Here is a 25,756-nt window from a genome sequence, read left to right on the forward strand (position 1 = left end):
TAGTCCGTGGAGGTCGAAAAGAGACTTCAGAGATGATGTCCACCTTACGGAGAAAACCCGTTTAATATAAAAATAACATGTACGTAATTGTAGAAATTAACGGTCAGCAGTTCAAAGCTGAAGAAGGCAAAAAGCTGTTTGTACACCACATTCAGGATGCAGAAAGCGGAAAAACTGTTGAGTTTGAAAAAGTTTTGTTGGTAGACAACAATGGAACAGTAACTGTAGGTGCTCCTACTGTTGATGGTGCTAAAGTAGTTTGTGAAGTAGTTTCTCCGCTGGTAAAAGGCGACAAAGTACTCGTATTCCACAAAAAGAGAAGAAAAGGTTACAGAAAACTGAACGGTCATCGTCAGCAGTTTACAGAGTTAACTATTAAACAAGTTATTGCTTAATCATTTAAAATTTTAAGAAGAAATGGCACATAAAAAAGGTGTAGGTAGTTCTAAGAACGGCCGTGAATCAGCAAGTAAGAGATTAGGCGTTAAGATATTTGGTGGACAAGCTTGTAAAGCAGGAAACATCATCGTTCGTCAGAGAGGTACAGAATTCCATCCGGGCAACAACATCGGTATGGGTCGTGACCACACTCTTTTCGCTTTGGTAGATGGTACAGTATGTTTTAAAGTAGGTCGTGAAGATAAGAGATCAGTATCTATCATTCCGGCTGTGGAAGCATAATTCGGTCCCCTACAAAAAAAGAATTAAAAAGAAGATTGTGTCAGTATTTTGACACAATCTTTTTTTTATGTACAAAGCCCGGACTTTGTTATTGGCTCACCTGCCAAACCATAAAGAAGAGCTTTTACTCTTAAAAGTTCACCCTGTTCTTCAGATAACTTCCGGAAGTGTCCTTTATGTATCAGCCTTTCCAACGGCTTACCAAGTCCCGACAAAGGGTAAAAAAGATCAAAGTGTTTTTAAAAAAGCTCGTTATCTTTTGGAAAAAGCTCCTTTTCTTTTTTTAAAAGACCATTATCTTTTTGAGAAAGCTCTTGCTCTTTTTACAAAACGTCTTTGTCTTTTTGGAAGTACATAATTTCACGTTAGTACGTATGAGCCTGTACGGACGTATGCGCAGCCTTACACATACGTATGTGAAGCTCCATGCGGACGTACGTGTAAAAGCATGCTTTCCGACATGAAATGAAGCAAGCCTTCTCTATTTTACGGGTAATTCCCAAAAAGGCATTGAAATCTTTAAAAAAGAATCATATCACCCTGAAAACAAGCACTTTGCCGTGTACATGAATAATAAACCGATTGCCGATAGCTTCATTCAATGTCCCCTGCCACCAATTCGTAAAAGCAGAAAGAGGATAAACCAAGCCGTCTGCCGAAAGTTCCGTAGCCCCCATATTAAAAACAGAAACCTGTTGAGTCGGAAAAGATTCAAACACGCTATCTTCTTTAATAGGTATAAACAGCCCATAATCAGTCAACATCCTCACTTCTGCCTGCTCCATATAGTCAGCAAGCAGACTGATGTTTCCCAAAGTATGATCTTCCCGCTTACCGGTAGCCCCCATAATCGTAATATCCCGCCTTCCCTGAGACAGACAGAAACGAAATGCCTTACTCAAATCATTCGTATCCTGCTCCGTTTCACGATGAATGAGATGAACATAGCGTTCCTTTATCTCCGGCAATAACGAATCACCATCACCCACAATAGCAGCCGGCATCTTCCCAAAGCGAAGATATGTGTTGACCGCCCCGTCACAACAAACCACATAAGGACACTCCCTCAACCATTCCTTAGCCAAAGAAGAAGAAGGGAAGTCTCCATCTGCCAATATAATAGTTTGAGGTATATTTATTTGTTCCGGTAATTTATATTCTTTCATTCTGTTACATTCATTAATTGTTTCCACCTTAGATACCCCCCAAAAGCTATCACGGCATAAAGTCCATAAAGAAAGGAAGTAAAATAAAGATCTTTATAAAGATATAACCCGCAAGATATAATATCTACAACAAGCCACACCAACCATTGCTCCACATATTTATGTGCCAACATCCACATAGCTATAATACTTAAAGCTGTAGTAAAACTATCCCACCATGGTATTGTACTGTCTGTATACGTTGCCAATATCCCACCTATCAACGCAAACACAAGGCATAGAACAACAAACAAAGGCATAAACAACTTGCGAGGAGTAAAAGTAATCAATTTCTCCTGCCTGCCGGGAACATGCCTCAACCATACCCACCAGCCATAGATACCCGCCAGCAAATAATAAACACTGATACCCGAATCTGCATACAGCCCCACCTGATAGTACACAACTATATAAATGGCAGGCATAATGACACTCACAGGCCACAACCAAATGCTTGCCTTGTACTCAAACCACAAATAAAGCAGCCCGACAAGAGTACCCACTATTTCAAGATAATTCATCTTCCGTTCATTTTCATATTAAATCCAAATGCAAAAGTAACGAATAACTCATACACCTTACCATTTTTTTATCTATCTTTGTCCACTAATTAAAGAAATATCAAAAAGAGTAAAAGATATGCTTACTATTAAACAAATTACCGACAACACGGAAGGAGTTATCCGCGGATTGGAAAAAAAGCACTTCAAAGATGCAAAAGCAACCATTGAACAAGTGCTTGCATTTAATGATAAAAGACGTAATACACAGAATCAATTAGATAAAAATCTGGCAGAGGTCAACTCTATCTCGAAATCCATCGGTCTGCTCATGAAAGAAGGCAAAAAGGAGGAAGCAGAAACAGCTAAAGCACGCGTTGCTGAAATCAAAGAAATCAGCAAAACCCTGCAAGCCGAAATGGACCAAGCTCAAGAAGACATGACCAATCTGCTCTATACCATCCCCAATGTTCCCTATGATGAAGTACCCGAAGGCTTTGGGGCCGAAGATAACGTAGTGGAAAAGATGGGAGGTATGGAAACCGAGCTCCCTAAAGATGCACTTCCCCATTGGGAACTTGCCAAGAAATATGACTTAATCGATTTTGACTTGGGCGTAAAAATTACCGGCGCCGGTTTTCCTGTATATAAGGGTAAAGGAGCACGCTTGCAACGCGCACTCATAAACTTCTTCCTTGACGAAGCACGTGCTTCCGGTTATGACGAAATTATGCCTCCGACGGTTGTCAACACCGCCTCCGGTTATGGAACCGGACAATTGCCTGACAAAGAAGGACAGATGTATCACTGCGAAGTAGATGATTTATATTTGATTCCCACTGCCGAAGTGCCTGTGACAAACATCTATCGCGATGTTATTTTGGATGAAAAGCAATTGCCTATCAAAAATTGTGCATACACTCAATGTTTCCGTCGTGAAGCCGGCTCATACGGTAAAGATGTTCGCGGTCTGAACCGCTTGCACGAATTCTCCAAAGTAGAATTAGTCCGCATTGACAAGCCCGAACATTCCAAACAATCACATCAGGAAATGCTGAATCACGTAGAAGGTCTATTACAAAAGCTGGAACTCCCCTATCGTATTCTCCGTCTTTGTGGCGGTGATATGAGTTTTACAGCTGCTCTTTGCTTCGATTTTGAAGTATATTCGGAAGCACAGAAACGCTGGTTGGAAGTCAGCTCCGTTTCAAACTTCGACACATATCAGGCTAACCGTCTGAAATGCCGCTATCGCAACGCAGACAAGAAAACCGAACTTTGCCATACATTGAACGGTTCAGCATTGGCATTGCCGCGCATCGTTGCTGCACTGCTTGAAAACAATCAGACTCCCGAAGGAATCCGTATCCCCAAAGCATTGGTTCCCTATTGTGGATTTGACATGATTGACTGATATACTATGGTGTAATCGGTTACAAATTTCATATACAATAACAAGACTTAGTCATATAGCATAAGCCACCCATATAAAAGGGTGGCTTTTCTTTTGTCGTTAGAAAATATAATCATAACTTTGCAAACAATTATCAAATTGATATCCAAGCAAGAAGAACAACTAACTTATAGTATAGCAAAATGAATAAGATTATTTCAAAAGAACATTTCTCAGAAAAGGTCTTTAAGCTGGTGATAGAGGCTCCTCTTATTGCAAAGTCTCGCAAAGCAGGACACTTTGTAATCGTCCGTGTAGGCGAAAAAGGCGAACGTATGCCGCTGACCATAGCCGGTGCAGACCCCATAAAAGGAACCATCACATTGGTAGTGCAAGAGGTAGGACTCTCCTCTACCCGTCTTTGCGAACTGAATGAGGGTGATTACATCACTGATGTTGTAGGTCCATTGGGAAAAGCTACCCACATCGAAAACTTCGGAACCGTAGTCTGTGCCGGAGGAGGAGTCGGCGTTGCCCCAATGCTTCCTATTGTCCAAGCATTAAAAGCCGCCGGAAACCGTGTCATCACCGTATTGGCAGGACGCAGCAAAGAACTGATTATTCTCGAAAAAGAAATGCGTGAAAGTTCTGACGAAGTAATCATTATGACAGACGACGGCTCATATGGTCGTAAAGGACTGGTGACAGAAGGTGTAGAAGAAGTGATAAAACGCGAAAAAGTAAACAAATGCTTCGCCATCGGTCCCGCCATCATGATGAAATTTGTCTGCCTGCTGACTAAGAAATATGAAATACCTACCGATGTATCTCTGAACACCATCATGGTGGACGGAACAGGTATGTGTGGCGCATGCCGCATCACCGTGGGAGGCAAAACACGCTTCGTATGCGTGGATGGTCCTGAATTTGACGGACATCAAGTGGATTTCGATGAAATGCTAAAACGTATGGGAGCTTTCAAAGAGATTGAAAGGGAAGAAATTCATAAACTGGATACAGACAAACAACCCGAAACTTGCGAAGCGACCAAGGAACTTGATGGACGTGATGCCCCTTGGCGTACAGAGTTGCGCAAAGCGATGAAACCCAAAGAACGCATGGCCATTCCCCGTGTCAAGATGAATGAGCTGGATGCAGAATACCGTTCGCATAGCCGTAAAGAAGAAGTAAACTTGGGACTGAACGAAGAACAAGCCATAACGGAAGCCAAGCGTTGTCTGGATTGCCCCAACCCGACTTGCATGAATGGCTGCCCGGTAGGAATCAATATTCCTAAATTCATTAAAAACATCGAACGCGGAGAATTCCTCGAAGCTGCAAAGACTCTGAAAGAGACCAGTGCTCTGCCGGCTGTATGTGGTCGCGTTTGTCCACAAGAAAAACAATGCGAATCGCAATGTACACATTTGAAAGCCGGACACGAAGCTGTTGCCATTGGTTACTTGGAACGTTTTGCAGCTGATTACGAACGTGAAAGCGGGCAAATATCCGTCCCACACATAGCAGAAAAAAACGGTATCAAGATAGCCGTCATCGGTTCAGGTCCTGCAGGACTTTCCTTTGCCGGAGATATGGCCAAGCTGGGCTATGAAGTAACTGTATTCGAAGCATTACATGAAATCGGCGGCGTATTGAAATACGGCATCCCTGAATTCCGCCTGCCCAACAAGATTGTAGATGTGGAAATCAATAACTTGGCAAAGATGGGTGTCACCTTTATGAAAGATTGCATTGTAGGCAAAACCATCAGTGTGGAAGATTTGGAAGCCGAAGGTTTCAAAGGTATATTTGTCGCATCAGGCGCCGGCCTGCCCAACTTCATGAACATTCCGGGGGAAAACTCCATCAACATCATGTCTTCCAATGAATACCTGACCCGTGTAAATCTGATGGATGCAGCCAGCGATGATTCTGATACTCCGGTGGTATTTGGAAAGAATGTAGCCGTTATCGGTGGAGGCAACACTGCCATGGACTCTGTCCGCACCGCCCGCCGTTTGGGAGCAGAGCGCGCCATGATTATTTACCGCCGTTCAGAGGAAGAAATGCCGGCACGTTTGGAAGAAGTAAAACACGCCAAGGAAGAAGGAGTGGAATTCATGACTCTCCACAACCCCATTGAGTACATCGCTGACGAAAAAGGGCGCGTCAAACAAGTAGTATTGCAAAAGATGGAATTGGGTGAACCAGATGCTTCGGGTCGCCGCAGTCCTGTAGCCATTCCGGGAGCAACAGAAACCATCGATATAGACATGGCTATTGTCAGTGTGGGCGTATCTCCCAACCCGATCGTTCCCAGCTCTATCAAAGGATTGGAATTGGGACGTAAAGGAACTATCGCTGTAAACGATAATATGCAATCATCCATCCCGACTATCTATGCCGGTGGAGATATCGTTCGCGGAGGAGCAACGGTGATTCTGGCAATGGGCGACGGACGCAGAGCCGCTGCCGCCATGCATGCACAATTAACTCAGCAGAAATAACAGATACATTAGACACAGAAGACACGGATTTGCATGAACTTATTCTCCATTCCGTGAAATCTGTGTCTAATCATAACATATACCATCATTAACTAAATAATTCTTAAACATTCCGGGTAATAAACAAATAATAACGCTGATTTAACCGGTATTATAGCTACTCCTAGTTACTTTTGCCAACATATAATCACGTATAAAGAGAAAACAAATGACCCAAAGGGTAAGTCTCAGCATATTACTCTGTACCTTAGCGGCACTGACAGCACAAGCACAATGGAGCAAACAGGATTCTCTCCGTTTACAGCAATTGTTAAATGGAGAGGAAGAATTAATCATCAACAAAGAAGCTGTAAAATCAATTCATTTTGACTTTAAACCGACTAAGGATGCCATCCAAGGAAGTCCGATGATATCTCAAGACAAACCATGGATGAAATTTCTAGATGCCTTACCCAAAAACTTTGGAGATACCACCCAATGGATAAAACCCCAATATGTTCGCTTTACCCCTTACACCCCCTATACAAGATGGGATGAAGACCCGGTAAATGATCCGATTATCACCAATGAGAAAGAACTGAAAATATCCATGGTGTTAAATGTAAACAGCGCAATCAAATATGATGTAAGGGAACAACGTGTTATACTTACCGGCAAAAATAACAATGCCATTCAAGTCAGCGTAGGAGCAACATATACTTTCGATGCCGAAAAATTACTTTATGAAAACCTTACCACACGAGGACGTGCCATCAAACGCAACCGCAAACATGCCAATGCCTGGAAAAGCTATATGGACTATATACCAACCCTGCAGGATACCGTAAAGAAAGACACTACCCTAATGATGGAACTTCTGCGTAAACAAGCCGAAAGGCTCTACCCGGGAGTAGTGGAATCTTCTGACTCACTACTTCTTAAAAACAAAGTAAACGGCCAAAACCAGACAAAGGAAAGCCGCTAAATGATTCCACTTCAGTTCCGTTTTAAAAGCCCAAACTGAAAATAGAGTAAACACGGCTAACGTAATCACTTCTTGTATTACTTTTAACTGCATGATATCAAACGGCCCTCCGTTATCGCGAAAGCCTAAACGATTGGCAGGCACCTGAAGACAATACTCACTTAACTAAATAGACTTGCCCAAGTGAAATTTTATACCTATATTTGCTTCATAATCAATATATTACATTATGATAAAAATTATAGGATACGCACGAGTTTCTACTACAAAACAAGACTTATCTCGACAAAAGCTAAAGATTAAGGAGTTCTGTGAGAACAACAATTATGAGTTAATTGAAATTATTGAGGACTTTGGAATATCTGGTGTGGTTGCAGACAGAAAAGGTTATATCGAATTACAAAGTAAAACCTACAAAGATGCAGACATGATAGTAATTTCTGAGTTATCACGTTTGAGCAGGCAAGAAGATGTAACAGAGACAGTTTACAACATTCAACAGATTATTAATAAAGGATTATCTGTAATACTCTTAGATAGTCCCAGTAAAATTTATGAAGCTAATAAACTTTTAGACATTACAGAAATACTTATCCTCACTATCAAAGCATGGGCAGCAGCACAAGAAAGATTGGATATTAAAAAGAAGAACCAAGATGGGAAGCAAGCTCTCTTCCAAGCTTATCCTTATGCAGTTGTAGACCAAAAAATACCTTATGGATATAAAGCAGTTCCTAACCCCAATGGGAAACGTCCTAAATATATTTTAGAAGAAGTACCAGAAGAAGTAGAGAATATAAAAAGACTCTTCGCTTTAGTAAACTCTGGTAAGACACTGGGAGCAGTAGCCAGATATTTCAATGAAAGGAATATTACTTTTAGAGGATATTACAGCACTGTTGCCATTCTAAGCAACTATATCCATAGTGATATTTATAGAGGAATCAGAAGAAGAACACAGAGATTAGGTAGAGAAGAACCTTATACCATCGAGGTTAGAATAAAACCTATTATCAGTGAAGAGGATTTTATGAAAGCACAAGAGCTGATTAAAAACAACTATAAAAATACTCCAACTGGAAAAGTCAATCATAATCCATTAAAAGGAATCATCAGATGTAGATGTGGGAGAGCCATGACTGTAAAAGACAAAAAGCCAGCAGCAGGAATTTCAAAACTAACATATAGATGTAGCTGTGTTGATAGGAAATCTCATCCAGACTTCTGTAAATATAATATTGATGAAGTTTCTTACGACCTTACGAATGAAATATTATATAGTCTTTTCAAATCTATGCACACAGCAGAATATATCAACTTCTTTAGAAACCAAACAGACAATAGAGTTACAGAGCTACAAGAGGAAATAGCTGGAATTGAGAAACGTTTGTCTGCCCTATATCTTGATAAAGAGAACTTATCTAATGAAAGCCAAGATAATGCCAATAAGTTTCTACTAACCACCAACCCTACCCTTTTAAACATTATCCAAGAGAAACAGAACCAGTTAGATGAGAAGATAAAATCTATTGATAAAGAAATTATAAGATATAAAAAGTCACAGAGTAAAAAGATGGCAGACATCGAAAGGATTAAAGATAATAATGGTAAAGAGAAGCTTCAAAACCTTAGCATCGAAGAACAAGGAGAACTATATCATAAATATTTGGAGAGAGTGAATTATATTCCTGTCACTACCATGCAGGGATATTATATTGTACAGTTCCTTAATGGAATTAAATTCTATATAGCTATTACGAAAGTCAGAAGCATTGCAATGGCTTCTCTCCTATTAGACAACTGGACGATTGATGAAAAAGGAATTATAACAGCTAACTATGATACTTTAAAGTCCAGTGATATGAAGAACTTTAGCATAGAAATGATTAGGAAAACAAAGACTATGACTTTACAAGAATATCTTAAATCAGACCTTGCAAAAGAAAGAGCCTTGCATCTTGACCTTAGTTATAGAGAAAGATATTTAGAAGAACTACATAAAGCAGGTTTGGATGGTAGGCTTAGACCATTAAAAAAGGAATAACTTCATCCTTTTTAATTATCTTTGCTTCCAAACCATATAAGCAAAGATATGAGACCAATTGAAAGACTTGAAGAAACTTATTTCCCTAAAGGTATAAAGTTACTTGAATACATGGAGGAAGTAGCAGTACTTTATGTACCAGATTATGATATAGACCATGAAACAGGAGAACAATATATTTATGGCACAACCGCCTTACCCTTATTCATAAGAAGATACAATCAGAATAAGCTATATGGTAACTTCACATACGAAGATTATATAGCCAATGAGGACATACAGAATACACTAAAAGGTTTAGGAATTGATATAGATAAGTTCTGGTTTCTACTTCTGTTCATCTTTGACTATACTTGTGGAACGTGCTTGGATGGAATGAAAGCTACAGGCATTGGAATAGAACAGCTCACCAAATTCGCCAAAGCCATAGCTGACAACCATAAGGAGATTAACCAATTTGGAGTGAGTTTTAAGAAACCTATCACTATCTCTGTAAAAGTAGAGGGCAAGCATCAGATAGTAATTGACAATGCCAATGCAATAGGCTACTTGGCTACTACCATCATCAATAACCTAAAGGAGATAGAGGAACATCCTTGGATGCAGAGCCAACAAGTCAGCATAAGCACCCATGCAGAAGAAAAGGAATCCATTCAGATATACCTATTTTATAAAATGTTTAACGACTTCTTCAATCTATCTCCATATAATAAGCAGTTTAATGTCAGACAAAAGAAAGGAAGCACCATATCACTTAGTAAGACATTGCTCATATCAAGGCTTATCTATTTCACCAAGTTATCCAAACATAATAAATTCTCAGAAGATGAAGATGTTTTAAAAGGCTACATCAAGCAATATAAAGACAAGAGAATTGATACTGCGAACAGCATATATTGCTAATAAACTTCTGATAATTAACACAGTCCTGCTTCATGCCATTAAGAGGGTACATGAAAGCAGGACTTTTTTTCTCTCTTTTAATCCTGCCATTATATCCCATCTTTGCAGCGTCAAAAACGATAGCGGACGAGCTGACAATTAAGAGGGGAAGTAAAACCACTCATTAATTTCTCTCTTTTAATCAGCCCAGAAGCAAGTAGTTTTGCAACATCAAAATCAATTAAAGCTGGAGCGCACCAGTCTAAAAACTGCAAAGAAAATATGATGACTATTTATTTTTATGGCAGCAATCGTGAAATCGTAGCAGAGAATGTAAAGAAGTGCTATTCTATGATTGAGAAATATGGCTTCAATGCAGCAATGGGTAAGATTAAGTTAGTTGGCAGCGAGGATTTAACAGGAGAGAAATTATTAAAAGTTTCCATTGTACCTAAGTCCAATGCCAAACCTCTTTCAATAGACAACTGGATGCTGAATACAGAAGAGGTTACAGATGCTACTGAAAGAGCAGCAGCTAAAGCTCCTGTAGATGGACAACACAGAATGATAGCCATGTTCATACTGGAGGTAGAAGGTTTTCTTGATTTTAATGAGGAAGAAATGACTGAAACCATTAAGAAGCCAGAGAATATGAGTTTAGCATTATTTACAGCTTCTATCAACAATGGCAGACCTTGGAATTATAAAGACTTTAGCAAATCAAAGTTCCAAACAGGAAACGAGAGAATTGATTATATTGAAGCACAAATTCAAGAAACAGGATTGAAGTCTGACGTAATCTATAGTTTTTACACATTAGGACAAGCAGAGATTAAAGCCAATGTCGCCAAAGACCTTAAAATGGGCATAAACAGACTACCTAAATCTTTAAAGTTAAATGCAACCACCCAAGAGTTAGGCGATAAAGTTCTAAAGGCTTTCAAGAGTAGTAAAATCTCTGAATCCACATATAACAATGGAAGATTAGCTAAAGGATTTAAGTTGTTCTACAATGAATACAAACCTGAGATTAACCAAATCCAACAGTTAGTTGCCATGATTGACAAAGATGTGTGGTTTAGTAATCAGAAACCAGACGGTAGTGCTGAAGCCAAACAATATTATAAGAATTTTGAGAAATGGTTCCAATATATGAATGAGAATAGCAACAAGCCTGTAGAAACCGCATAACCAATTAACAATAAAGTCCATGTGACAGGTGGACTTACTCTCCCCAAGTTCTTAGACATTCTGAATAGCCTCAAGTCTGATTACTAAATGTGTGGTCTTATCATTAGTCCCTCATTCATGGAATTACTATCTTTACAGTACCACAAACAGATAATCCCACCACACAGATTGACGGACTACAAACTATTCAGAATATCTAAAATGGAAGAATTTACTTATGAACAGATAAGGGTTAAGGCTCTTAAACAGGGAATAAAAGATAACAAGGTTCACATTGGATTGTGGGCTAATCTTAATAACTATCTAAAGACAAGGAGAAAAAAGAATGGAAAGGTTATTACTTATTATATCGCATTACAGAAGTTGGCTTACTGACAAGATAAAAATTGAAACTGAGAGATTCATATTGTCAAATTTGGGAGGTGTGCTTATTCACTTTTTACTGCGTGTCTAAACACCCCCTCTCTACATTCCTACGCTACATTCCAATAAGACCTATGCAATGTCCTTGCGGACACCACACAGGTAATCTGTAAGCTGGGAGTGACTAAAATCAATGATATGTGGATTTATAACAATCATTTCTATAACAAGCTGAGCGAACTTAGGAAGTCAAACAAATTAAGTTCCTCTAAAATGAGATTCTTATTAAAGACCAACCAAATCATTTTAATTAAGCATATTGAGCGATTGCCTTATGAGCGAAGAAAAACTACCATTCAAGGAATACACAGTAATGAGCAACAATCTGATTCAAAAGTTAGGTTGTGCTGATGTTTACAGGACATACGTGTTACTATTGACAGCAGACAAAAACACATTGATTACTGACACCACGATAGACCAGCTTGCATCATTTGTTGGTGATAAACCTGCCAACTATAAAGGTGGTAAGAGTTCCAAATCATTCAATGACAAGTTAAGAGCCACAGGGGAAGTTACTATACAGAAAAAGGATAGTGGCAGGGATGACAGGACTTGGACAGATTATATATTCTCTCCAGTCTGTTTTGGGCATTACAGAAGAATCAACAGGGAGTTTTACGATTCATACAACAATACTCTGGATTTAAAACTAAGAGGATTCATCCTTAAATTGTTCAGTGCAGCAGAACCACACAGCCATACTATTACTTTACCTGTAAGGAGAATGAAAGAACTAATCCACATGGGACATGACACTATTTCCAGATACATAGAGCAACTAAGGGATATGGACTTATTGGATGAAGTTGGGGATTCAATCATACTAAAGGCTAAAGGTTTGCTTATAGACCTACCCAAAGATAAATATGTGGAGGAAGTGAAAGCAGTCTTTGAACACATGATAGCATTTAACGAGAGCAGAGGAAACCCCATTTCAAGGGAGTGCATGATTTATAAGAAGTACAAGGAGAATAATTTTGAGGGAGTTAAGGATATGCACGCTCTTATGAAATCATTATCAAATGGGTTGGTAGGCAGGAAGCAGGAGGTAAAAGACAAGGAAGAACTACCAGACCTATTCCTATGAATCAGTCTAAGCTACCATCAATAAGCATACCATTATCAGCATTTCCAATTTTAAAGAGTTATACACGAGACACCCCTACCCACATAAACACCCCCTCATGGCTCTTAAATAAAAAAGAATGCTTTAGAAATGTAGTCTGATAGCTGACTGAAATAAGCATTCTTATTAATCCAAGAACAGGCACGATGCACTATTATCACAACCAACCTATAATTTACTAATGCTCCTCATTTCCTTTGAAAGAATCTTTAGGGAAAGACATAGGACAGCCTAAAATACAGGTGAAGAAATTCACTTGTGTTTTAGGTCTGTTCTTGTTAAATCCATTCAATCAATAACCATTTAATTCAATTTCATTATGAGAGATTTAGTAATTATGCCAGCTATGGCACAGCGTAGAGAATCATTAAACATGGGTGAGTTTGCAGAAGAAGCAATCATTGTAGAAGAAGTTGCAGCACCCAAAAGAGTAAATCATTTCATTGAAGCAAATACACAGGAAGTAACCTTGCAGCATCTACAACAAGACTGCATCATTCCAAGTTTTGCATCAATGGAAGAAACCATTAGCCACCAATCCTTTATAGGTGCAGTAGTGGATGCTGCTAAGGATTACTTTCATGGAGAGCAGTTTGATATGCCAGAGATTAGAATCTCACACCCTATCAATGGTAGAATACCAAGTGCATTAGGTAAGAAGGCTTCTGAACTGACTGATAAAGAGAAAACTTTGTTCTATCAGAGAATGTGCTTCTGCTTTGAAATTCCATCCATTGTACATGATGAATACGGTAATCGTTTAGCATTATCCATTGGTGGAGTGAGAGCATATAACGAGATTAACCTGTACAGTAAGAAATCTGTGGAGAGATTTAAAATCTTCATAGGCTTTCGTAATCGTGTGTGCTCAAATTTAATGCTTACTACTGACGGTTTACAGGATAAGATAGAAGTCCTAAGCGTACAGGAACTATATGCAGCAGCATTGAATCTGTTCCATGCTTACAACCCATCCAAAGACCTGCATCTATTAAGGACACTTGGGCAGATGTCAATCTCTACAAGCGAGTTTTGTCAGATAATAGGCAGGATGAGATTATATCAAGCTCTTACACCCAACCAACAGAAACGCTTACCTCGTCTATTGTTGGGTGACAGTCAAATTAATGCAGCTTGCAGAGCATTCGTTTCTGATGCGAACTTTAAAAGTACAGGAGACAGCATTACTGGTTGGCAGCTCTTAAACCTGCTCAATGGTTCTGTAAAGTCAAGTTACATTGATAACTTCTTGGAGAAGAATCTTAACTGCACAGAGTTCGTACAAGGCATCCAACGTGCCAAATTAGGAGATAGTGAATACGCTTGGTTCTTGGGCTGAGTGGATTGTTGATTGAGAGAGGAAAGGGCATCATTAACTTGGTGTCCTTTCTTTATTTCTACCAACTTATTAAACATTGTACATTATGGATATAGATTATACTGTGGGTGAAGTGGAACTGTCTTACAAACCCAAATTCAAGAAACTGCATAAGGTAGTCAGTTCAGAGGATGCTTACAGATACTTGCTTCCTACCTATAAGGAGGGTACAATCTGTTACAAAGAATACTTCAAAGTCCTGTTCTTAAACCAAGCCAAGCAAGTTTTAGGTTACACTCTCATATCAGAGGGTGGAATTACTGAAACTTGTGCTGATGTAAGAGTAATTCTACAAGCTGCATTGCTTACCAATTCAGTAGCCATTATTCTTGCACATAACCATCCAAGCGGTAGCATGAAACCAAGTAGGCAGGATATGGAGATTACTAAACAGGTCAAGGATGCTGCAAGACTTATGAGAATTACAGTTTTAGACCACCTCATATTAACAGATACAGGATATTACAGCTTCGCAGACGAGGGAGAATTATAATAAGGTAAAGGGCACTCAATTTCTAAGTTGGGTGTCCTTACTTAATAATATTCACTTCTACTATTAGTGAATGTTCCTTTAGTAATCAGTGAGTTAGTAAATCCAACTCAGAATTAATATTCACTTCTATTCGTTTCATTATAAAACAGAATATTATGTCACTTAAATATTCAAGCACAACCGCAGACTATCTTATATGGTCTGAAGCAATGAACCTCATACGAAAGTTAGCCAAAGACGAGAATTATAAAATCTCACTTCTTATAGCTTTGGGATGCTTCACAGGATTAAGAATATCTGATATTCTATCTCTAAGGTGGAAACAGATATTAGGTGCAGACGAATTTACAGTAATTGAGCAAAAGACAGGTAAGGTAAGAATTATCAGACTGAACCCCCAATTACAGCAGCATATTAAAGAGTGCTACGAGCATATAAATCCAGTTGGAATCAATGCGCCAATTCTTATAAGTCAGAAAGGCACTATCTTCACAGTCCAGAGAATCAATATCATTCTTAAAGAGGTGAAGAAGAAGTACAAGTTAAAGATTAAGAACTTTAGCTGCCATTCGCTTAGAAAGACTTTTGGTAGGCAGGTCTATAACATGAACAGCGATAACGCAGAGTTGGCATTAGTAAAGTTGATGGAACTGTTCAACCATAGTTCTGTTGCCATTACTAAAAGATACTTGGGATTAAGGCAGGAAGAAATCTTACAGACTTATGACTGTTTGAGCTTCTGATTATTGGGACAGGATTATTAAGATTCATCTTTATAGTGGTCTGAATGATTCTGTCCCAAATCAATAGAATATTGAGCTTAGATATATCTAAAGTCCAATCTTAGTAGTTTGGCATTTCAGCTTTATAGAAGTAGTTCTATTCCATAAGTTTACAGACTTTAGAATTATCTCAACTCTTATTAATAATGTCGCAGGTAGCACTTCTTGAATATCCAACAATATGCTGACTTAAAGATGATAATTCATGGTTGGTAAGAATATTCAGAATTTAGTCCTTATATGGGAAGAAGTGAATTTGATACCCACATGGATTTAGAGAGTTTAGATGCAACTCTGACTAAATATCTCATGCAGACTATGTTTAATGGCACGATAATTACTATTTGTCCTCACTTCATGCCTATTAATTTAGAACCTTTCATTATCTTTGCACCAATTCCAACGAGCTAATGAGATAGGGAGTTGGAAGGACATAATTTAATGAGAGCATAACGAATTATCCTCTATTTGGAATCTGGACAATTTCATAAGTTAGGGATAGTAGTTCAATATGCTCATGCTAATGCTATATACCTGCTTCATCTTTATGGAGTAGTGAATATATACATTCAGCATGGGCTATTGTCTATTACTTAACTTAGGGCAGTCCAGAGCCTCAAATAGGGTAATATTCAATAGTTCCCATGCTCTTTTATTTTATAATAGCTTATCCATAGGGAACAGGTAGGCACAAGAATAAAATGATAATGGATAAGAGAACTGCAACCTTTATTCAACAGATTACAAATAGATTCAACCAATTCAATATTGTTCATCAAGTAATGGAGAACGATTATAACACATCTAATTCAGTTTTGGATGAACCATTTACTTGCGATTATCAAATTAGCATATGGCTTCAAAACAATAAGTTAGGACACCAAGACTTGTACATGTACTTGAATAAAAAAGATGATTTAAGCTTAGTAGCCGTTAAGACCACTCATACAACGCCTAAATTATTAGAAATATGTCAGCGATTGGGCATGCTTTATGGCGTTCCATTCAAGACAATAACAAAGGATAAGATTGGAAGAGATAGTTACTACTTTATCTTCTAACTTTTTTAATTCTGAATAACAACCATTCAATTATAATATATGAAAGATAAATCTAAACACAATCTAAATCAATTCATTAAGAAGCTGCAATATCATGGAGCGATACAAAGAATGAATGATATGACAGGAAGATACAATGAGAAAGTTTCACTAAATGATTTGAACATGAAACTTCCTTGTGGAGCTTATATAACTTCAATGATATTATTAACTGACACAGAAGATAATATAAAAGCTATAGCATGCCGTGGGACAAACCTTTCATCGTTACAGAAAGAAGTTTGGTGGTCTAATATATTCATGGGATTACCTGTGAGGATTAGTGGTACAGACTTCGACAGTCTTTATCAACTTATCATATTCGCAACATTAATTTAATCAATATCAATGAGAACAATAAGATTATTAGCAACCTCTCTATTGGTTGCATTAAGCATGGGAGTTAGTTCCTGTGGGGATGATGAATTGGAGGTTAATCCACCCTTAAACAATGTAGAACAGATGTGCTTGGAATATGGAATTACAGACTATCAGAATATTGAATTACTAAGTCTGTTTGAACATGGAAATAATACTATTATCAATTTAGGTCAAGCAAACTTCTCTGGACTAAAGGATGACAAACTATGGCTTGCATCATTCAAGGTAGAGGACAAATCACCCATCATTAATTGGACTGACGAGTTGCCATTTAATAGAAATCATAGGATATACAAAGGTTATGGAGAATATGAAGATGTCACTATTCAACAGATAACTCTATTGCAAGCAATGCCATTCAATCAAGACTTTGTAGCATCATTAAGTTACAGCTTTGGGAAAGACTATAGCTATCACGCCTTACTGTTTAAGCAAAGTTCACAAACAAAAGAAATTCAACTCAAAGATAGTGGATTTGGCATAGGTGCATGGTACGAAAATTCTATCATAAATGGTAAATGCTGTTACTCGTTGTCTGGTGATACTATTTACGTAGCAGAGAAAGGCTTTGGCTATCAAAATGTAGGAACAGTTTACAGTTCTGACCTTATATCACACCAAGAAGCTATATTTACTTGTAGAGACGAAGAAGGTTTCTTCGTTGGCAGAAGAAGTTTCAAATTAGGTCAAAACTTTTGGAAAGTTAAAGTCGCAGAGCTTAGCAACGAACCTGCTGATGCCAAAATTGAGGTAAGTGTAGAAGATAAGTCCAAGCAAGTTTGGAAGTACAATGTCAATATTATCCATTACGATGGGACAAAGAAGGATGTAACATTTGAAGTAAATATTGACAACGGTACAATTAAAGGAGAGGATAATTATACTTCTCTCATTATAGGCAAATGGAAAATGACAAGTGGTAACGCTATCGCCACCCATGTAACTTATAAAAATGACAGTACATTTGAATATACAAGTACAGAAGATAGCTCTTACAAGGAAGTGGGCAAGTACAAGATAGACGGTAACAAGCTCTATGAAATGTACAGCGATGAAGAAGAATGGATTATCAATGATATTCTGTTACTTAATTCTATGACCTTATCAGTGCAGGAATTGGAAGCTGATGGAGTAACACCCACAGGTCAGAAGTACTCTTATCAGAGAGTGGAATAAAAGATTTACGCATACTAAAAGTGAGCAGCATTTGAATAAACTCTTATGCTGCTCTTTTCTATAACTATTTCATAAATACAAAATAAACAGCCAATATCAAGCAAACGAAGGCAGCTATATGATTCCAGTGCAAAGCTTCACCTTTAAAGAATACAGTTGTAAAAACTGTGAATATAATAAGAGTTATTACTTCTTGAAGAACTTTCAACTGCATCAATGAAAATGGTCCTCCATTACCTACATATCCAATGCGATTCGCTGGAATTTGACAAGAATACTCAAAAAAAGCTATTGACCAACTAAAGGCTATTACACCTATCAAAGGAAGAGCAGCAAACCAAGAATATTCCTGCTTCATCTTTAAATGACCATACCAAGCAAAAGTCATAAAGACATTTGATACTATAAGCAATAAAATTGTGTAGAGAGCTTTCATATTATTCTAATTCTACTATACATTATTATATATCAACATAAAGTGTTAAATTTCCAGTTGGGTTTTTCCGTTTTATTATACTCAAAAAAAGCAACCGCCCAACTAAAAGCAATCACGCCAATCAATGGAAGTGCCGCAAACCAACTGAATTCCTGTTTCATCTTTAAATGCCCATACCATGCAAAAGTCATGAACACATTCGAAAAAATCAATAAAATGATTGAATAAATACCTTGAGATACCATTTTGTTCTTAATCTATTTTATCAGGAAGTAAATCCTCCTGTATGTTTGTCATACTTCCCCATAAGCTATAACGTGCCTCGGGATTCAATTTCTCTAAAGATTTCAACACCTCTTTCATGTCCGAACGATTTGACTGGCTTTCGTAAGGACAATTCTTTATCTGCCGACGATACCCCCGAACACGAGCCATATCTGACAAATCAGACTCATGCACCAAGCACATGGGACGAATGATAGTCATGTCAAACTTACGCATCACCAACCGAGGCGGCATAGTTCCAAATGCCCCTTGAAAAGTGATATTCATCAACAATGTTTCCAAAATATCATCCATGTGATGCCCCAATGCTATCTTAGTACATCCATGCTCTTTAGCAACTGTGAAAAGAGCCTTCCTCCGATTCCACGAACAAAGGAAGCACGGAGATTTACGAGTATCAGTTGACAAATCGAACGATGTTTCAAAATACACAAATGGCACTCCCAAACCCTCAGCATAATTCTTCAAGTATTCCAAATCGGACTGATAAGGAATATTCGTCATGCCAATGTGTACTGCCATAACCGTAAAACGTGGTTTTAAGATACGAGAACGCTTTGCCAACAATTCCAATAACGCCAACGAATCTTTACCTCCGGACAAACCAACCAATATCTTATCTCCATCTTCAATAAGACGATATTTCACCATCCCCTTGTTAAAGCGTTGCTCCACACGGCGCATTATTTTATCTTCTTCCGTAAATTGTGCCATATCTGTTTTTAGAAATCGGGCACAAAAATACATGAAAAGAATGATTTATGGAAGATTTCATAAAATAGAATGAAGTAAAGTGGCATAATTCCAATAAATATTGTATTTTTGAATTTAGAATAGTACAAATATTGCAGATAAAATGATACGCAAAAGATACATAGCCTGCCTGTTTGCCTTAGGGCTGACGAGCAGCATGATGGCGCAAAACCTCGAACAAGCTAAAAAACTTTTCCTTGAAGGAGAATTTGAAAAGGCCAAACCTGTGTTTCAGAGTTTGGTGAAAAAGGCCCCATCCAATGCCAATTATAATTATTGGTATGGTGCTTGCTGCTATGAAACCGGAGAAAAAGTTGAAGCACAACCCTATCTGGAGAAAAGTGCGGCACGCAAAGTGATTGATGCATTCAAATATCTGGGAAAGCTATATTATGATATGTACCGCTTCGAAGATGCAGTGGACAACTACGAGCAACACATCGAATGGCTGGAAAAGAAAAAACGACCAACCGAAGCAGCTGAATCCGAATTAGAAATTATCAAACAAGGCGCACGCATGATTAAGGGTGTGGAAGACGTAGCCGTAATAGATAGCTTTGTGGTAGACAAGAACGAATTTCTGAAAGCATATAAAGTGAGTCGTGAATCAGGTACTTTACATCAAGACAACTCCATCGCAGGCACTATTTACCAGTCAGAAATGGGTAATAAAATAATTTATGGTGATCAAGACCCTGATGGAAAAATGCAACTTTACTCACGCATAAAGCTGATAAATAACTGGAGCGATCCGGAACCTTTAAATACCCTGAATGAACAGGGAAATGTCAACTACCCCTATCTGATGGCAGACGGAGTAACACTATATTATGCTTCTGATGGAGAAGGCTCGTTGGGTGGATATGACATATTTGTTACTCGCTATGACTCAGAAAGTAGTAGCTACTTACGACCGGATAATATTGGAATGCCCTTTAATTCACCGGCCAATGATTATATGTATGTCATTGATGAATTAAATAATTTAGGATGGTTTGCATCCGACCGCTATCAACCTGAAGACAAGGTCTGTATTTATGTTTTTGTTCCAAATGAAACGAAGGTAGTATACGATTATGAAAATACTGACCCGACAACACTTAAAGAGGCAGCTAGCTTGCGTTCTATCCGAACCACTTGGAAAGATACAGATAAAGTACGTATTGCCAAACAAAAGTTAGCTGCCCTGATATATGCCAAAGATACGGAAAAGAAGGAAGGAGACTTTTTATTTATAATAGATGATTCCACTGTCTATCACACTCTCAATGATTTCCGCTCCACCCCTGCACGAGCCGCATACCAACAAGTGATGCAGAAGCAAAAAGATTATGATATGCTCTCCAAAAATCTTGAAGAGAAACGAGAGCAATATGCTCAAAGCAATCGTTCACAAAAGAAAGCCCTCGCTCCCGGCATACTTGACTTAGAAAAACGGACCGAACAGCTTTTGAAAGAAATTGAAAAGCTTACTCTGAACGTACGAAACGAAGAGATAAAGAAATTAAAACACTAATACAAGCTAAAATGGAAGCACTTATTATCATCGCTCTAATATTGGCCGGTCTACTTCTCTTTATTGTAGAAGTATTCCTTATTCCAGGTATTAGTATTGCCGGAATAGCGTCAGTTATTTGTATCTTGTATGCTAATTATTATGCCTTTTCCGCTTTAGGGCCGGAAGCAGGCTTTCTTACACTGGCAGTTTCAGCTGTGGGATGTATCGGTATCACCGCGTGGTTTATGCATTCCAAGACAATGGATAAACTATCTTTAAAGAAAAGCCTCGACTATAAAATCAACCCATTGAAAGGATTGAATATTAAAGTCGGTAACAAAGGTATCACAGTTACTCGTCTAGCCTTGATCGGTAATGCTGAGATAAGCGGACATATTATAGAAGTCCGTTCTGCCGACGGACTGATAGATGAAAAAACACCTATCTATGTAGAGCGTATCGTAGAAAATACGGTCATTGTACGTAAACTCAAATAACATAAATATTCACACTAAAATACGAATTACCATGATTGAACCCAACTATCTTCCCTTCATTCTCATTGGAGGCGGAATTATTTTTGTAATATTATTTTTTCATTATGTACCATTCTTCCTTTGGCTTTCAGCCAAAGTATCAGGTGTACGCATCTCATTAATACAGTTATTCTTAATGCGCATCCGAAATGTCCCGCCATACGTCATCGTCCCGGCAATGATTGAAGCGCATAAAGCCGGTTTGAGTACTATCACTCGCGACGAGCTGGAAGCACACTATATGGCAGGCGGACACGTAGAAAAAGTGGTACACGCATTGGTTTCTGCTTCTAAAGCTAACATCGAACTTTCTTTTCAAATGGCAACAGGAATTGACTTGGCAGGTCGTGATGTATTTGAAGCCGTGCAAATGTCTGTCAATCCGAAAGTAATTGACACTCCTCCTGTTACTGCCGTAGCAAAAGATGGTATCCAATTGATAGCCAAGGCACGCGTTACCGTACGCGCTAATATACGTCAATTAGTAGGTGGCGCAGGAGAAGACACCATTTTGGCACGTGTAGGCGAAGGTATCGTATCCTCTATCGGATCGTCCGAGAACCACAAATCGGTATTGGAGAATCCGGATTCAATCTCCAAACTGGTACTCCGCAAAGGCTTGGATGCCGGAACAGCTTTTGAAATTCTATCAATCGATATTGCGGATATAGATATAGGTAGAAACATCGGTGCAGCCTTGCAAATTGATCAAGCTAATGCAGACAAAAATATCGCACAAGCCAAGGCTGAGGAACGTCGTGCCATGGCAGTCGCACTGGAACAGGAAATGAAAGCGAAAGCCGAAGAAGCACGCGCCAACGTAATCCAAGCAGAAGCTGAAGTACCCAAAGCCATGGCTGAAGCATTTCGTAGTGGCAATCTAGGCATCATGGATTATTATCGTATGAAAAATATACAGGCAGATACCTCCATGCGCGAAAATATTGCAAAACCCGAAACAAGTTTCGGCAATGAACCGTTAAGCAAATAATAACTTAGGACGTACTGATTATATCTACCATAGAAGCAAGCTCTCATGAAGTTACCCGATATTCCGAAAAGATATCAAATGTATGCATCCATAGATCTTCTTCTATTATTTTGAAAAAATATTTATTATAAAAACAATTAAAAGCAATGGCCATGAAAAAATATTATGCCGAATCTGAATTGATTATCAATCCTGATGGTTCTATTTTTCACCTTCATGTAAAGCCGGAACAACTAGCAGATAAAATAATTCTTGTGGGTGACCCGGGTCGTGTAGCTTTAGTAGCTTCCCATTTCGACACCATAGAGTGTGAAGTAGAAAGTCGTGAGTTTAAGACCATTACCGGAACCTATAAAGATAAACGTATTACGGTAGTTTCTACAGGTATTGGCTGCGACAATATAGATATCGTAATGAACGAATTGGATGCTTTGGCTAATATCGATTTTAAAAGCCGTTATGAGAAAGATAAGTTACGCCAACTGCAACTAGTACGCATAGGTACTTGTGGAGGTTTGCAACCTTATACTCCTGTAGGTACATATATCTGTTCAGAAAAGTCTATCGGTTTTGATGGATTGCTTAATTTTTATGCCGGCCGTAATGAAGTATGTGATCTCAAAATGGAACAAGCATTCATCAATTATATGGGTTGGGAAGGCAATGTATGCATCGCACATCCTTACGTTATTAATGCAGACAAAGAACTCATTGACCGCATCGCACAAAATGATATGATTCGCGGGGTAACTATCGCAGCCGGAGGCTTCTTTGGACCACAAGGACGGGAGCTCCGTATCCCTTTGGCCGATCCCAAACAAAATGAAAAAATTGAACAATTTGAATATGAGGGATACCATATCACTAACTTCGAAATGGAAAGTTCTGCACTTGCAGGGCTTGCACGCTTAATGGGTCACAAAGCGATGACTGTATGTATGGTTATTGCTAACCGATTAATAAAGGAAGCCAACACAGGATATAAAAATTCTATTGACGAACTGATAAAAAAAGTTTTAGAACGAATATAATCACTACAGATGGAAGCCAATTTCAAACAAACAACTACTGATAAAGAAGAACGCTACAGCCTCTTCCTACCCCAATTCGAGCTTCTAATTTCGAACGAAAAGGAAGAAGTTAGTGTTCTTGCCAATGCCTGTGCCGCCCTTCATGAAGCCTTTGGTTTTTTTTGGGTAGGTTTCTATCTAGTCAAAAATGATAAACTCATTCTCGGTCCTTTTCAAGGAAGTGTCGCTTGTTACCATATCCGCAAAGGAAAAGGAGTATGCGGAACTTCATGGGCTGAATCTCGTACACTGATAGTACCTGATGTGGAACAATTCCCCGGACACATTGCATGCAGCTCCCTCTCCCGTTCCGAAATAGTAGTCCCTATCCTTGCTGATGAACAAGTAAAAGGAGTGTTGGACATTGATAGCGACGTATTAAACTCTTTTAATGAAATAGACCGCTACTACTTGGAAAAAGTAGCTGCCGTCATAGCTAAAACATTGTACTATTAAGATGAAAATGATAAACCAAGATACTATCTGTGCAATTGCCACCGCTCAAGGAGGAGCCATCGGAATTATCCGTGTATCCGGTCCTAGAGCTATTGAAATAACTTCACACCTATTTATCCCTGTACAAGGAAAACCATTAACCGAGCGAAAGCCTTATACTCTTACTTTCGGAAAAATCCTTTCTCCACAAGGAGAAGTTATCGACGAAGTATTGGTTTCTTTATTCCGTGCCCCCCATTCTTATACCGGTGAAGACAGCACAGAAATCATGTGTCATGGTTCATCCTATATTTTACAACAAGTAATACAACTCCTCATCCAGAGCGGATGCCGATCCGCATTGCCTGGTGAGTACACCCAACGTGCTTTTCTGAACGGAAAGATGGACTTGAGCCAAGCCGAAGCCGTAGCTGATTTAATCGCTTCTTCTTCTGCTGCAAGTCATCGTCTGGCAATGAGCCAAATGCGCGGTGGATTCAGTAAAGAACTTGCCGAACTACGTAATCGGTTGCTACACTTCACTTCGTTAATGGAGTTGGAACTGGACTTTAGCGACCATGAAGAATTGGAGTTTGCCAACCGCAGTGAACTGAACGAACTCGCTGCCCATATCGAACAAGTCATTGCACGATTAGCACACTCTTTCAGCGTAGGAAATGCCATCAAAAACGGTATTCCGGTAGCGATTATCGGAGAAACGAACGTTGGAAAATCCACTTTATTGAATGCATTGCTAAATGAAGAAAAAGCCATTGTAAGCGATATCCATGGAACCACCCGCGATGTGATAGAGGATACAATAAATTTACAAGGCATTACCTTCCGGTTCATTGACACCGCAGGCATCCGTCAGACATCCGATACCATTGAAAGTCTAGGGATAAAGCGCACTTTTAAAAAAATGGAACAATCCCATATCATTTTATGGATGATAGACTCTACAGATGTCAAAGGGCGGCTCGAAGAGTTACAAACCGAAATTCTTCCGCATTGCCAAAGTAAGAAACTGATTATTCTGTTCAATAAATCAGAATTGTTACTGCCCATACAAAAAGAAGAACTAGCAACTATGTTTGCCAATATTGAAACGGAGAAGTTATTTATTTCCGCCAAGAAACGAGAAAACATAACCACTTTGGAAGAGAAATTAGTGCAAGCAGCTACTTTGCCGGAAATCAGTCTTAATGATATTATTATCACAAATGCAAGACATTACGAAGCATTAGTCCAAGCCCTGAACTCCATTCATAGAGTACAGGAAGGATTACAATCGGATCTACCAGGAGATTTGGTAAGCGAGGATTTAAGACAATGTATCTTCCATCTTTCAGATATTGTGGGAGATGTAACTAATGATGAAGTGCTTGAAAATATATTTAAAAACTTCTGCATCGGCAAATAATACAAAGAAAAGAAAAGCATAAAAAGAGAAAATATAAATCCGTAAAATGCGATAAATCAATGATTTTATGAGAATTTGTATTTTCTCTTTTTCTCCATAC

At 38.6% G+C, this 25,756-nt stretch carries 27 protein-coding genes and 1 pseudogene; 22 read left to right on the forward strand and 6 right to left on the reverse strand.

Annotation, left to right across the window (positions count from 1 at the left end; translation table 11 throughout):
• Nucleotides 1–77: 77 nt before the first annotated feature.
• The 3 genes from rplU to HMPREF1534_RS0118935 all read left to right on the forward strand — a co-directional run bounded on the left by rplU (nt 78) and on the right by HMPREF1534_RS0118935 (nt 1,039).
• Entirely contained in the window at nt 78–395 is a 318-nt protein-coding gene (gene rplU / locus HMPREF1534_RS11310; RefSeq protein WP_005939330.1) for a 50S ribosomal protein L21, read from the forward strand.
• A gap of 22 nt (nt 396–417) precedes the next feature.
• Complete coding sequence (rpmA, locus tag HMPREF1534_RS11305; protein ID WP_005939333.1) at nt 418–681, forward strand: 50S ribosomal protein L27; 264 nt, start codon at nt 418–420, stop codon at nt 679–681.
• A 67-nt stretch (nt 682–748) separates the two neighbouring features.
• Complete coding sequence (locus HMPREF1534_RS0118935) at nt 749–1,039, forward strand: hypothetical protein (protein WP_018452677.1); 291 nt, start codon at nt 749–751, stop codon at nt 1,037–1,039.
• Nucleotides 1,040–1,211: 172 nt separating this feature from the next.
• On the opposite strand, the gene HMPREF1534_RS11300 is transcribed toward HMPREF1534_RS0118935, so the two are convergent.
• Together HMPREF1534_RS11300 and pnuC are read right to left on the reverse strand one after the other, a co-directional pair.
• Entirely contained in the window at nt 1,212–1,847 is a 636-nt protein-coding gene (locus HMPREF1534_RS11300) for a thiamine diphosphokinase (protein ID WP_005939336.1), read from the reverse strand.
• On the reverse strand, nt 1,844–2,407 hold the full coding sequence (gene pnuC, locus HMPREF1534_RS11295; RefSeq protein WP_005939339.1) for a nicotinamide riboside transporter PnuC: 564 nt from the start codon (nt 2,405–2,407) through the stop codon (nt 1,844–1,846). The genes HMPREF1534_RS11300 and pnuC overlap by 4 nt, the downstream gene beginning before the upstream one ends.
• Before the next feature lie 118 nt (nt 2,408–2,525).
• On the opposite strand from pnuC, the gene serS reads away from it, so the two are divergent.
• The 3 genes from serS (at nt 2,526) to HMPREF1534_RS11280 (ending at nt 7,250) form a co-directional block, all read left to right on the forward strand.
• The gene (serS, locus tag HMPREF1534_RS11290; protein ID WP_005939342.1) at nt 2,526–3,800 is read left to right on the forward strand and encodes a serine--tRNA ligase; all 1,275 of its coding nucleotides are present in this window, start codon (nt 2,526–2,528) and stop codon (nt 3,798–3,800) included.
• A gap of 182 nt (nt 3,801–3,982) precedes the next feature.
• A complete protein-coding gene (locus HMPREF1534_RS11285; protein ID WP_005939344.1) occupies nt 3,983–6,286 on the forward strand; it encodes a bifunctional dihydroorotate dehydrogenase B NAD binding subunit/NADPH-dependent glutamate synthase in 2,304 nt (767 codons plus the stop codon).
• A 208-nt stretch (nt 6,287–6,494) separates the two neighbouring features.
• Nucleotides 6,495–7,250 (forward strand): DUF4858 domain-containing protein, encoded by a 756-nt coding sequence (locus HMPREF1534_RS11280; protein ID WP_005939346.1) that lies wholly within the window; start codon nt 6,495–6,497, stop codon nt 7,248–7,250.
• On the opposite strand, the pseudogene HMPREF1534_RS19755 reads toward HMPREF1534_RS11280, so the two are convergent.
• Nucleotides 7,197–7,409: pseudogene (locus HMPREF1534_RS19755) on the reverse strand (DMT family protein); the annotation flags it as partial. The gene HMPREF1534_RS11280 and the pseudogene HMPREF1534_RS19755 sit on opposite strands and share 54 nt — an antisense overlap.
• 70 nt (nt 7,410–7,479) lie before the next feature.
• Between HMPREF1534_RS19755 and HMPREF1534_RS11275 the strand changes: the two are divergent.
• From HMPREF1534_RS11275 to HMPREF1534_RS11230, 10 genes are all read left to right on the forward strand, one after another.
• Nucleotides 7,480–9,294: a recombinase family protein gene (locus HMPREF1534_RS11275; protein WP_005821412.1), complete on the forward strand. Its 1,815-nt coding sequence runs from the start codon at nt 7,480–7,482 to the stop codon at nt 9,292–9,294.
• A 48-nt stretch (nt 9,295–9,342) separates the two neighbouring features.
• Complete coding sequence (locus HMPREF1534_RS11270) at nt 9,343–10,197, forward strand: hypothetical protein (RefSeq protein ID WP_005939348.1); 855 nt, start codon at nt 9,343–9,345, stop codon at nt 10,195–10,197.
• Between the two features lie 261 nt (nt 10,198–10,458).
• Complete coding sequence (locus HMPREF1534_RS11265) at nt 10,459–11,367, forward strand: hypothetical protein (protein WP_005939350.1); 909 nt, start codon at nt 10,459–10,461, stop codon at nt 11,365–11,367.
• A 697-nt stretch (nt 11,368–12,064) separates the two neighbouring features.
• The gene (locus tag HMPREF1534_RS11260; RefSeq protein ID WP_005939353.1) at nt 12,065–12,880 is read left to right on the forward strand and encodes a hypothetical protein; all 816 of its coding nucleotides are present in this window, start codon (nt 12,065–12,067) and stop codon (nt 12,878–12,880) included.
• Between the two features lie 358 nt (nt 12,881–13,238).
• The gene (locus HMPREF1534_RS11255; RefSeq protein ID WP_005939356.1) at nt 13,239–14,258 is read left to right on the forward strand and encodes a DUF3871 family protein; all 1,020 of its coding nucleotides are present in this window, start codon (nt 13,239–13,241) and stop codon (nt 14,256–14,258) included.
• Nucleotides 14,259–14,343: 85 nt separating this feature from the next.
• Entirely contained in the window at nt 14,344–14,790 is a 447-nt protein-coding gene (locus tag HMPREF1534_RS11250; RefSeq protein ID WP_005939358.1) for a JAB domain-containing protein, read from the forward strand.
• Nucleotides 14,791–14,945: 155 nt separating this feature from the next.
• Nucleotides 14,946–15,533, forward strand: a complete 588-nt coding sequence (locus HMPREF1534_RS11245; protein ID WP_005939360.1) for a tyrosine-type recombinase/integrase — start codon at nt 14,946–14,948, stop codon at nt 15,531–15,533.
• A gap of 746 nt (nt 15,534–16,279) precedes the next feature.
• Entirely contained in the window at nt 16,280–16,633 is a 354-nt protein-coding gene (locus tag HMPREF1534_RS11240) for a hypothetical protein (RefSeq protein WP_005939362.1), read from the forward strand.
• Between the two features lie 39 nt (nt 16,634–16,672).
• Complete coding sequence (locus HMPREF1534_RS11235; RefSeq protein ID WP_005939364.1) at nt 16,673–17,011, forward strand: hypothetical protein; 339 nt, start codon at nt 16,673–16,675, stop codon at nt 17,009–17,011.
• A 9-nt stretch (nt 17,012–17,020) separates the two neighbouring features.
• On the forward strand, nt 17,021–18,229 hold the full coding sequence (locus HMPREF1534_RS11230) for a hypothetical protein (protein ID WP_005939366.1): 1,209 nt from the start codon (nt 17,021–17,023) through the stop codon (nt 18,227–18,229).
• 64 nt (nt 18,230–18,293) lie between these two features.
• Here HMPREF1534_RS11230 and HMPREF1534_RS11225 read toward each other — a convergent pair whose 3' ends face one another.
• The 3 genes from HMPREF1534_RS11225 to HMPREF1534_RS11215 are packed head-to-tail and all read right to left on the reverse strand — an operon-like array spanning nt 18,294 to nt 19,664.
• Nucleotides 18,294–18,665, reverse strand: a complete 372-nt coding sequence (locus HMPREF1534_RS11225) for a DMT family protein (RefSeq protein WP_005821429.1) — start codon at nt 18,663–18,665, stop codon at nt 18,294–18,296.
• 32 nt (nt 18,666–18,697) lie between these two features.
• Complete coding sequence (locus HMPREF1534_RS11220; protein WP_005939369.1) at nt 18,698–18,910, reverse strand: DMT family protein; 213 nt, start codon at nt 18,908–18,910, stop codon at nt 18,698–18,700.
• A 7-nt stretch (nt 18,911–18,917) separates the two neighbouring features.
• Nucleotides 18,918–19,664: an ATP-binding protein gene (locus HMPREF1534_RS11215; RefSeq protein WP_018452672.1), complete on the reverse strand. Its 747-nt coding sequence runs from the start codon at nt 19,662–19,664 to the stop codon at nt 18,918–18,920.
• A gap of 142 nt (nt 19,665–19,806) precedes the next feature.
• Between HMPREF1534_RS11215 and HMPREF1534_RS11210 the strand changes: the two genes are divergently transcribed.
• The 6 genes from HMPREF1534_RS11210 (at nt 19,807) to mnmE (ending at nt 25,656) form a co-directional block, all read left to right on the forward strand.
• On the forward strand, nt 19,807–21,219 hold the full coding sequence (locus HMPREF1534_RS11210) for a PD40 domain-containing protein (RefSeq protein ID WP_005939374.1): 1,413 nt from the start codon (nt 19,807–19,809) through the stop codon (nt 21,217–21,219).
• Between the two features lie 11 nt (nt 21,220–21,230).
• A complete protein-coding gene (locus tag HMPREF1534_RS11205) occupies nt 21,231–21,698 on the forward strand; it encodes an NfeD family protein (RefSeq protein WP_005939376.1) in 468 nt (155 codons plus the stop codon).
• Between the two features lie 31 nt (nt 21,699–21,729).
• Nucleotides 21,730–22,728 carry a flotillin-like protein FloA gene (gene floA / locus HMPREF1534_RS11200; RefSeq protein ID WP_005939378.1) on the forward strand — a complete coding sequence of 333 codons (999 nt, stop codon included), beginning with the start codon at nt 21,730–21,732 and terminating at the stop codon, nt 22,726–22,728.
• A 152-nt stretch (nt 22,729–22,880) separates the two neighbouring features.
• Complete coding sequence (locus HMPREF1534_RS11195; RefSeq protein ID WP_025066771.1) at nt 22,881–23,759, forward strand: nucleoside phosphorylase; 879 nt, start codon at nt 22,881–22,883, stop codon at nt 23,757–23,759.
• Between the two features lie 9 nt (nt 23,760–23,768).
• Nucleotides 23,769–24,254: a GAF domain-containing protein gene (locus HMPREF1534_RS11190; protein ID WP_005939383.1), complete on the forward strand. Its 486-nt coding sequence runs from the start codon at nt 23,769–23,771 to the stop codon at nt 24,252–24,254.
• 10 nt (nt 24,255–24,264) lie between these two features.
• Nucleotides 24,265–25,656 carry a tRNA uridine-5-carboxymethylaminomethyl(34) synthesis GTPase MnmE gene (gene mnmE, locus HMPREF1534_RS11185; RefSeq protein WP_025066772.1) on the forward strand — a complete coding sequence of 464 codons (1,392 nt, stop codon included), beginning with the start codon at nt 24,265–24,267 and terminating at the stop codon, nt 25,654–25,656.
• The last annotated feature ends 100 nt before the right edge of the window (nt 25,657–25,756 follow it).

It is taken from the genome of Phocaeicola massiliensis B84634 = Timone 84634 = DSM 17679 = JCM 13223 (assembly GCF_000382445.1).
Lineage (GTDB): Bacteria > Bacteroidota > Bacteroidia > Bacteroidales > Bacteroidaceae > Phocaeicola > Phocaeicola massiliensis.

Bases quoted from the DNA above. Each gene is read 5' to 3' on its own strand.
- HMPREF1534_RS11280 (WP_005939346.1), top strand. From the start codon at position 6,495: ATGACCCAAAGGGTAAGTCTCAGCATATTACTCTGTACCTTAGCGGCA.
- HMPREF1534_RS11255 (WP_005939356.1), top strand. From the start codon at position 13,239: ATGAGAGATTTAGTAATTATGCCAGCTATGGCACAGCGTAGAGAATCA.
- rplU (WP_005939330.1), top strand. From the start codon at position 78: ATGTACGTAATTGTAGAAATTAACGGTCAGCAGTTCAAAGCTGAAGAA.
- serS (WP_005939342.1), top strand. From the start codon at position 2,526: ATGCTTACTATTAAACAAATTACCGACAACACGGAAGGAGTTATCCGC.
- HMPREF1534_RS11245 (WP_005939360.1), top strand. From the start codon at position 14,946: ATGTCACTTAAATATTCAAGCACAACCGCAGACTATCTTATATGGTCT.
- rpmA (WP_005939333.1), top strand. From the start codon at position 418: ATGGCACATAAAAAAGGTGTAGGTAGTTCTAAGAACGGCCGTGAATCA.
- HMPREF1534_RS11265 (WP_005939350.1), top strand. From the start codon at position 10,459: ATGATGACTATTTATTTTTATGGCAGCAATCGTGAAATCGTAGCAGAG.
- HMPREF1534_RS11285 (WP_005939344.1), top strand. From the start codon at position 3,983: ATGAATAAGATTATTTCAAAAGAACATTTCTCAGAAAAGGTCTTTAAG.
- HMPREF1534_RS11230 (WP_005939366.1), top strand. From the start codon at position 17,021: ATGAGAACAATAAGATTATTAGCAACCTCTCTATTGGTTGCATTAAGC.
- HMPREF1534_RS11235 (WP_005939364.1), top strand. From the start codon at position 16,673: ATGAAAGATAAATCTAAACACAATCTAAATCAATTCATTAAGAAGCTG.
- floA (WP_005939378.1), top strand. From the start codon at position 21,730: ATGATTGAACCCAACTATCTTCCCTTCATTCTCATTGGAGGCGGAATT.
- HMPREF1534_RS11250 (WP_005939358.1), top strand. From the start codon at position 14,344: ATGGATATAGATTATACTGTGGGTGAAGTGGAACTGTCTTACAAACCC.
- HMPREF1534_RS11195 (WP_025066771.1), top strand. From the start codon at position 22,881: ATGAAAAAATATTATGCCGAATCTGAATTGATTATCAATCCTGATGGT.
- HMPREF1534_RS11190 (WP_005939383.1), top strand. From the start codon at position 23,769: ATGGAAGCCAATTTCAAACAAACAACTACTGATAAAGAAGAACGCTAC.
- HMPREF1534_RS0118935 (WP_018452677.1), top strand. From the start codon at position 749: ATGTACAAAGCCCGGACTTTGTTATTGGCTCACCTGCCAAACCATAAA.
- HMPREF1534_RS11225 (WP_005821429.1), bottom strand. From the start codon at position 18,665: ATGAAAGCTCTCTACACAATTTTATTGCTTATAGTATCAAATGTCTTT.
- HMPREF1534_RS11215 (WP_018452672.1), bottom strand. From the start codon at position 19,664: ATGGCACAATTTACGGAAGAAGATAAAATAATGCGCCGTGTGGAGCAA.
- HMPREF1534_RS11240 (WP_005939362.1), top strand. From the start codon at position 16,280: ATGGATAAGAGAACTGCAACCTTTATTCAACAGATTACAAATAGATTC.
- HMPREF1534_RS11260 (WP_005939353.1), top strand. From the start codon at position 12,065: ATGAGCGAAGAAAAACTACCATTCAAGGAATACACAGTAATGAGCAAC.
- pnuC (WP_005939339.1), bottom strand. From the start codon at position 2,407: ATGAATTATCTTGAAATAGTGGGTACTCTTGTCGGGCTGCTTTATTTG.
- HMPREF1534_RS11210 (WP_005939374.1), top strand. From the start codon at position 19,807: ATGATACGCAAAAGATACATAGCCTGCCTGTTTGCCTTAGGGCTGACG.
- HMPREF1534_RS11205 (WP_005939376.1), top strand. From the start codon at position 21,231: ATGGAAGCACTTATTATCATCGCTCTAATATTGGCCGGTCTACTTCTC.
- HMPREF1534_RS11300 (WP_005939336.1), bottom strand. From the start codon at position 1,847: ATGAAAGAATATAAATTACCGGAACAAATAAATATACCTCAAACTATT.
- HMPREF1534_RS11220 (WP_005939369.1), bottom strand. From the start codon at position 18,910: ATGGTATCTCAAGGTATTTATTCAATCATTTTATTGATTTTTTCGAAT.
- HMPREF1534_RS11275 (WP_005821412.1), top strand. From the start codon at position 7,480: ATGATAAAAATTATAGGATACGCACGAGTTTCTACTACAAAACAAGAC.
- HMPREF1534_RS11270 (WP_005939348.1), top strand. From the start codon at position 9,343: ATGAGACCAATTGAAAGACTTGAAGAAACTTATTTCCCTAAAGGTATA.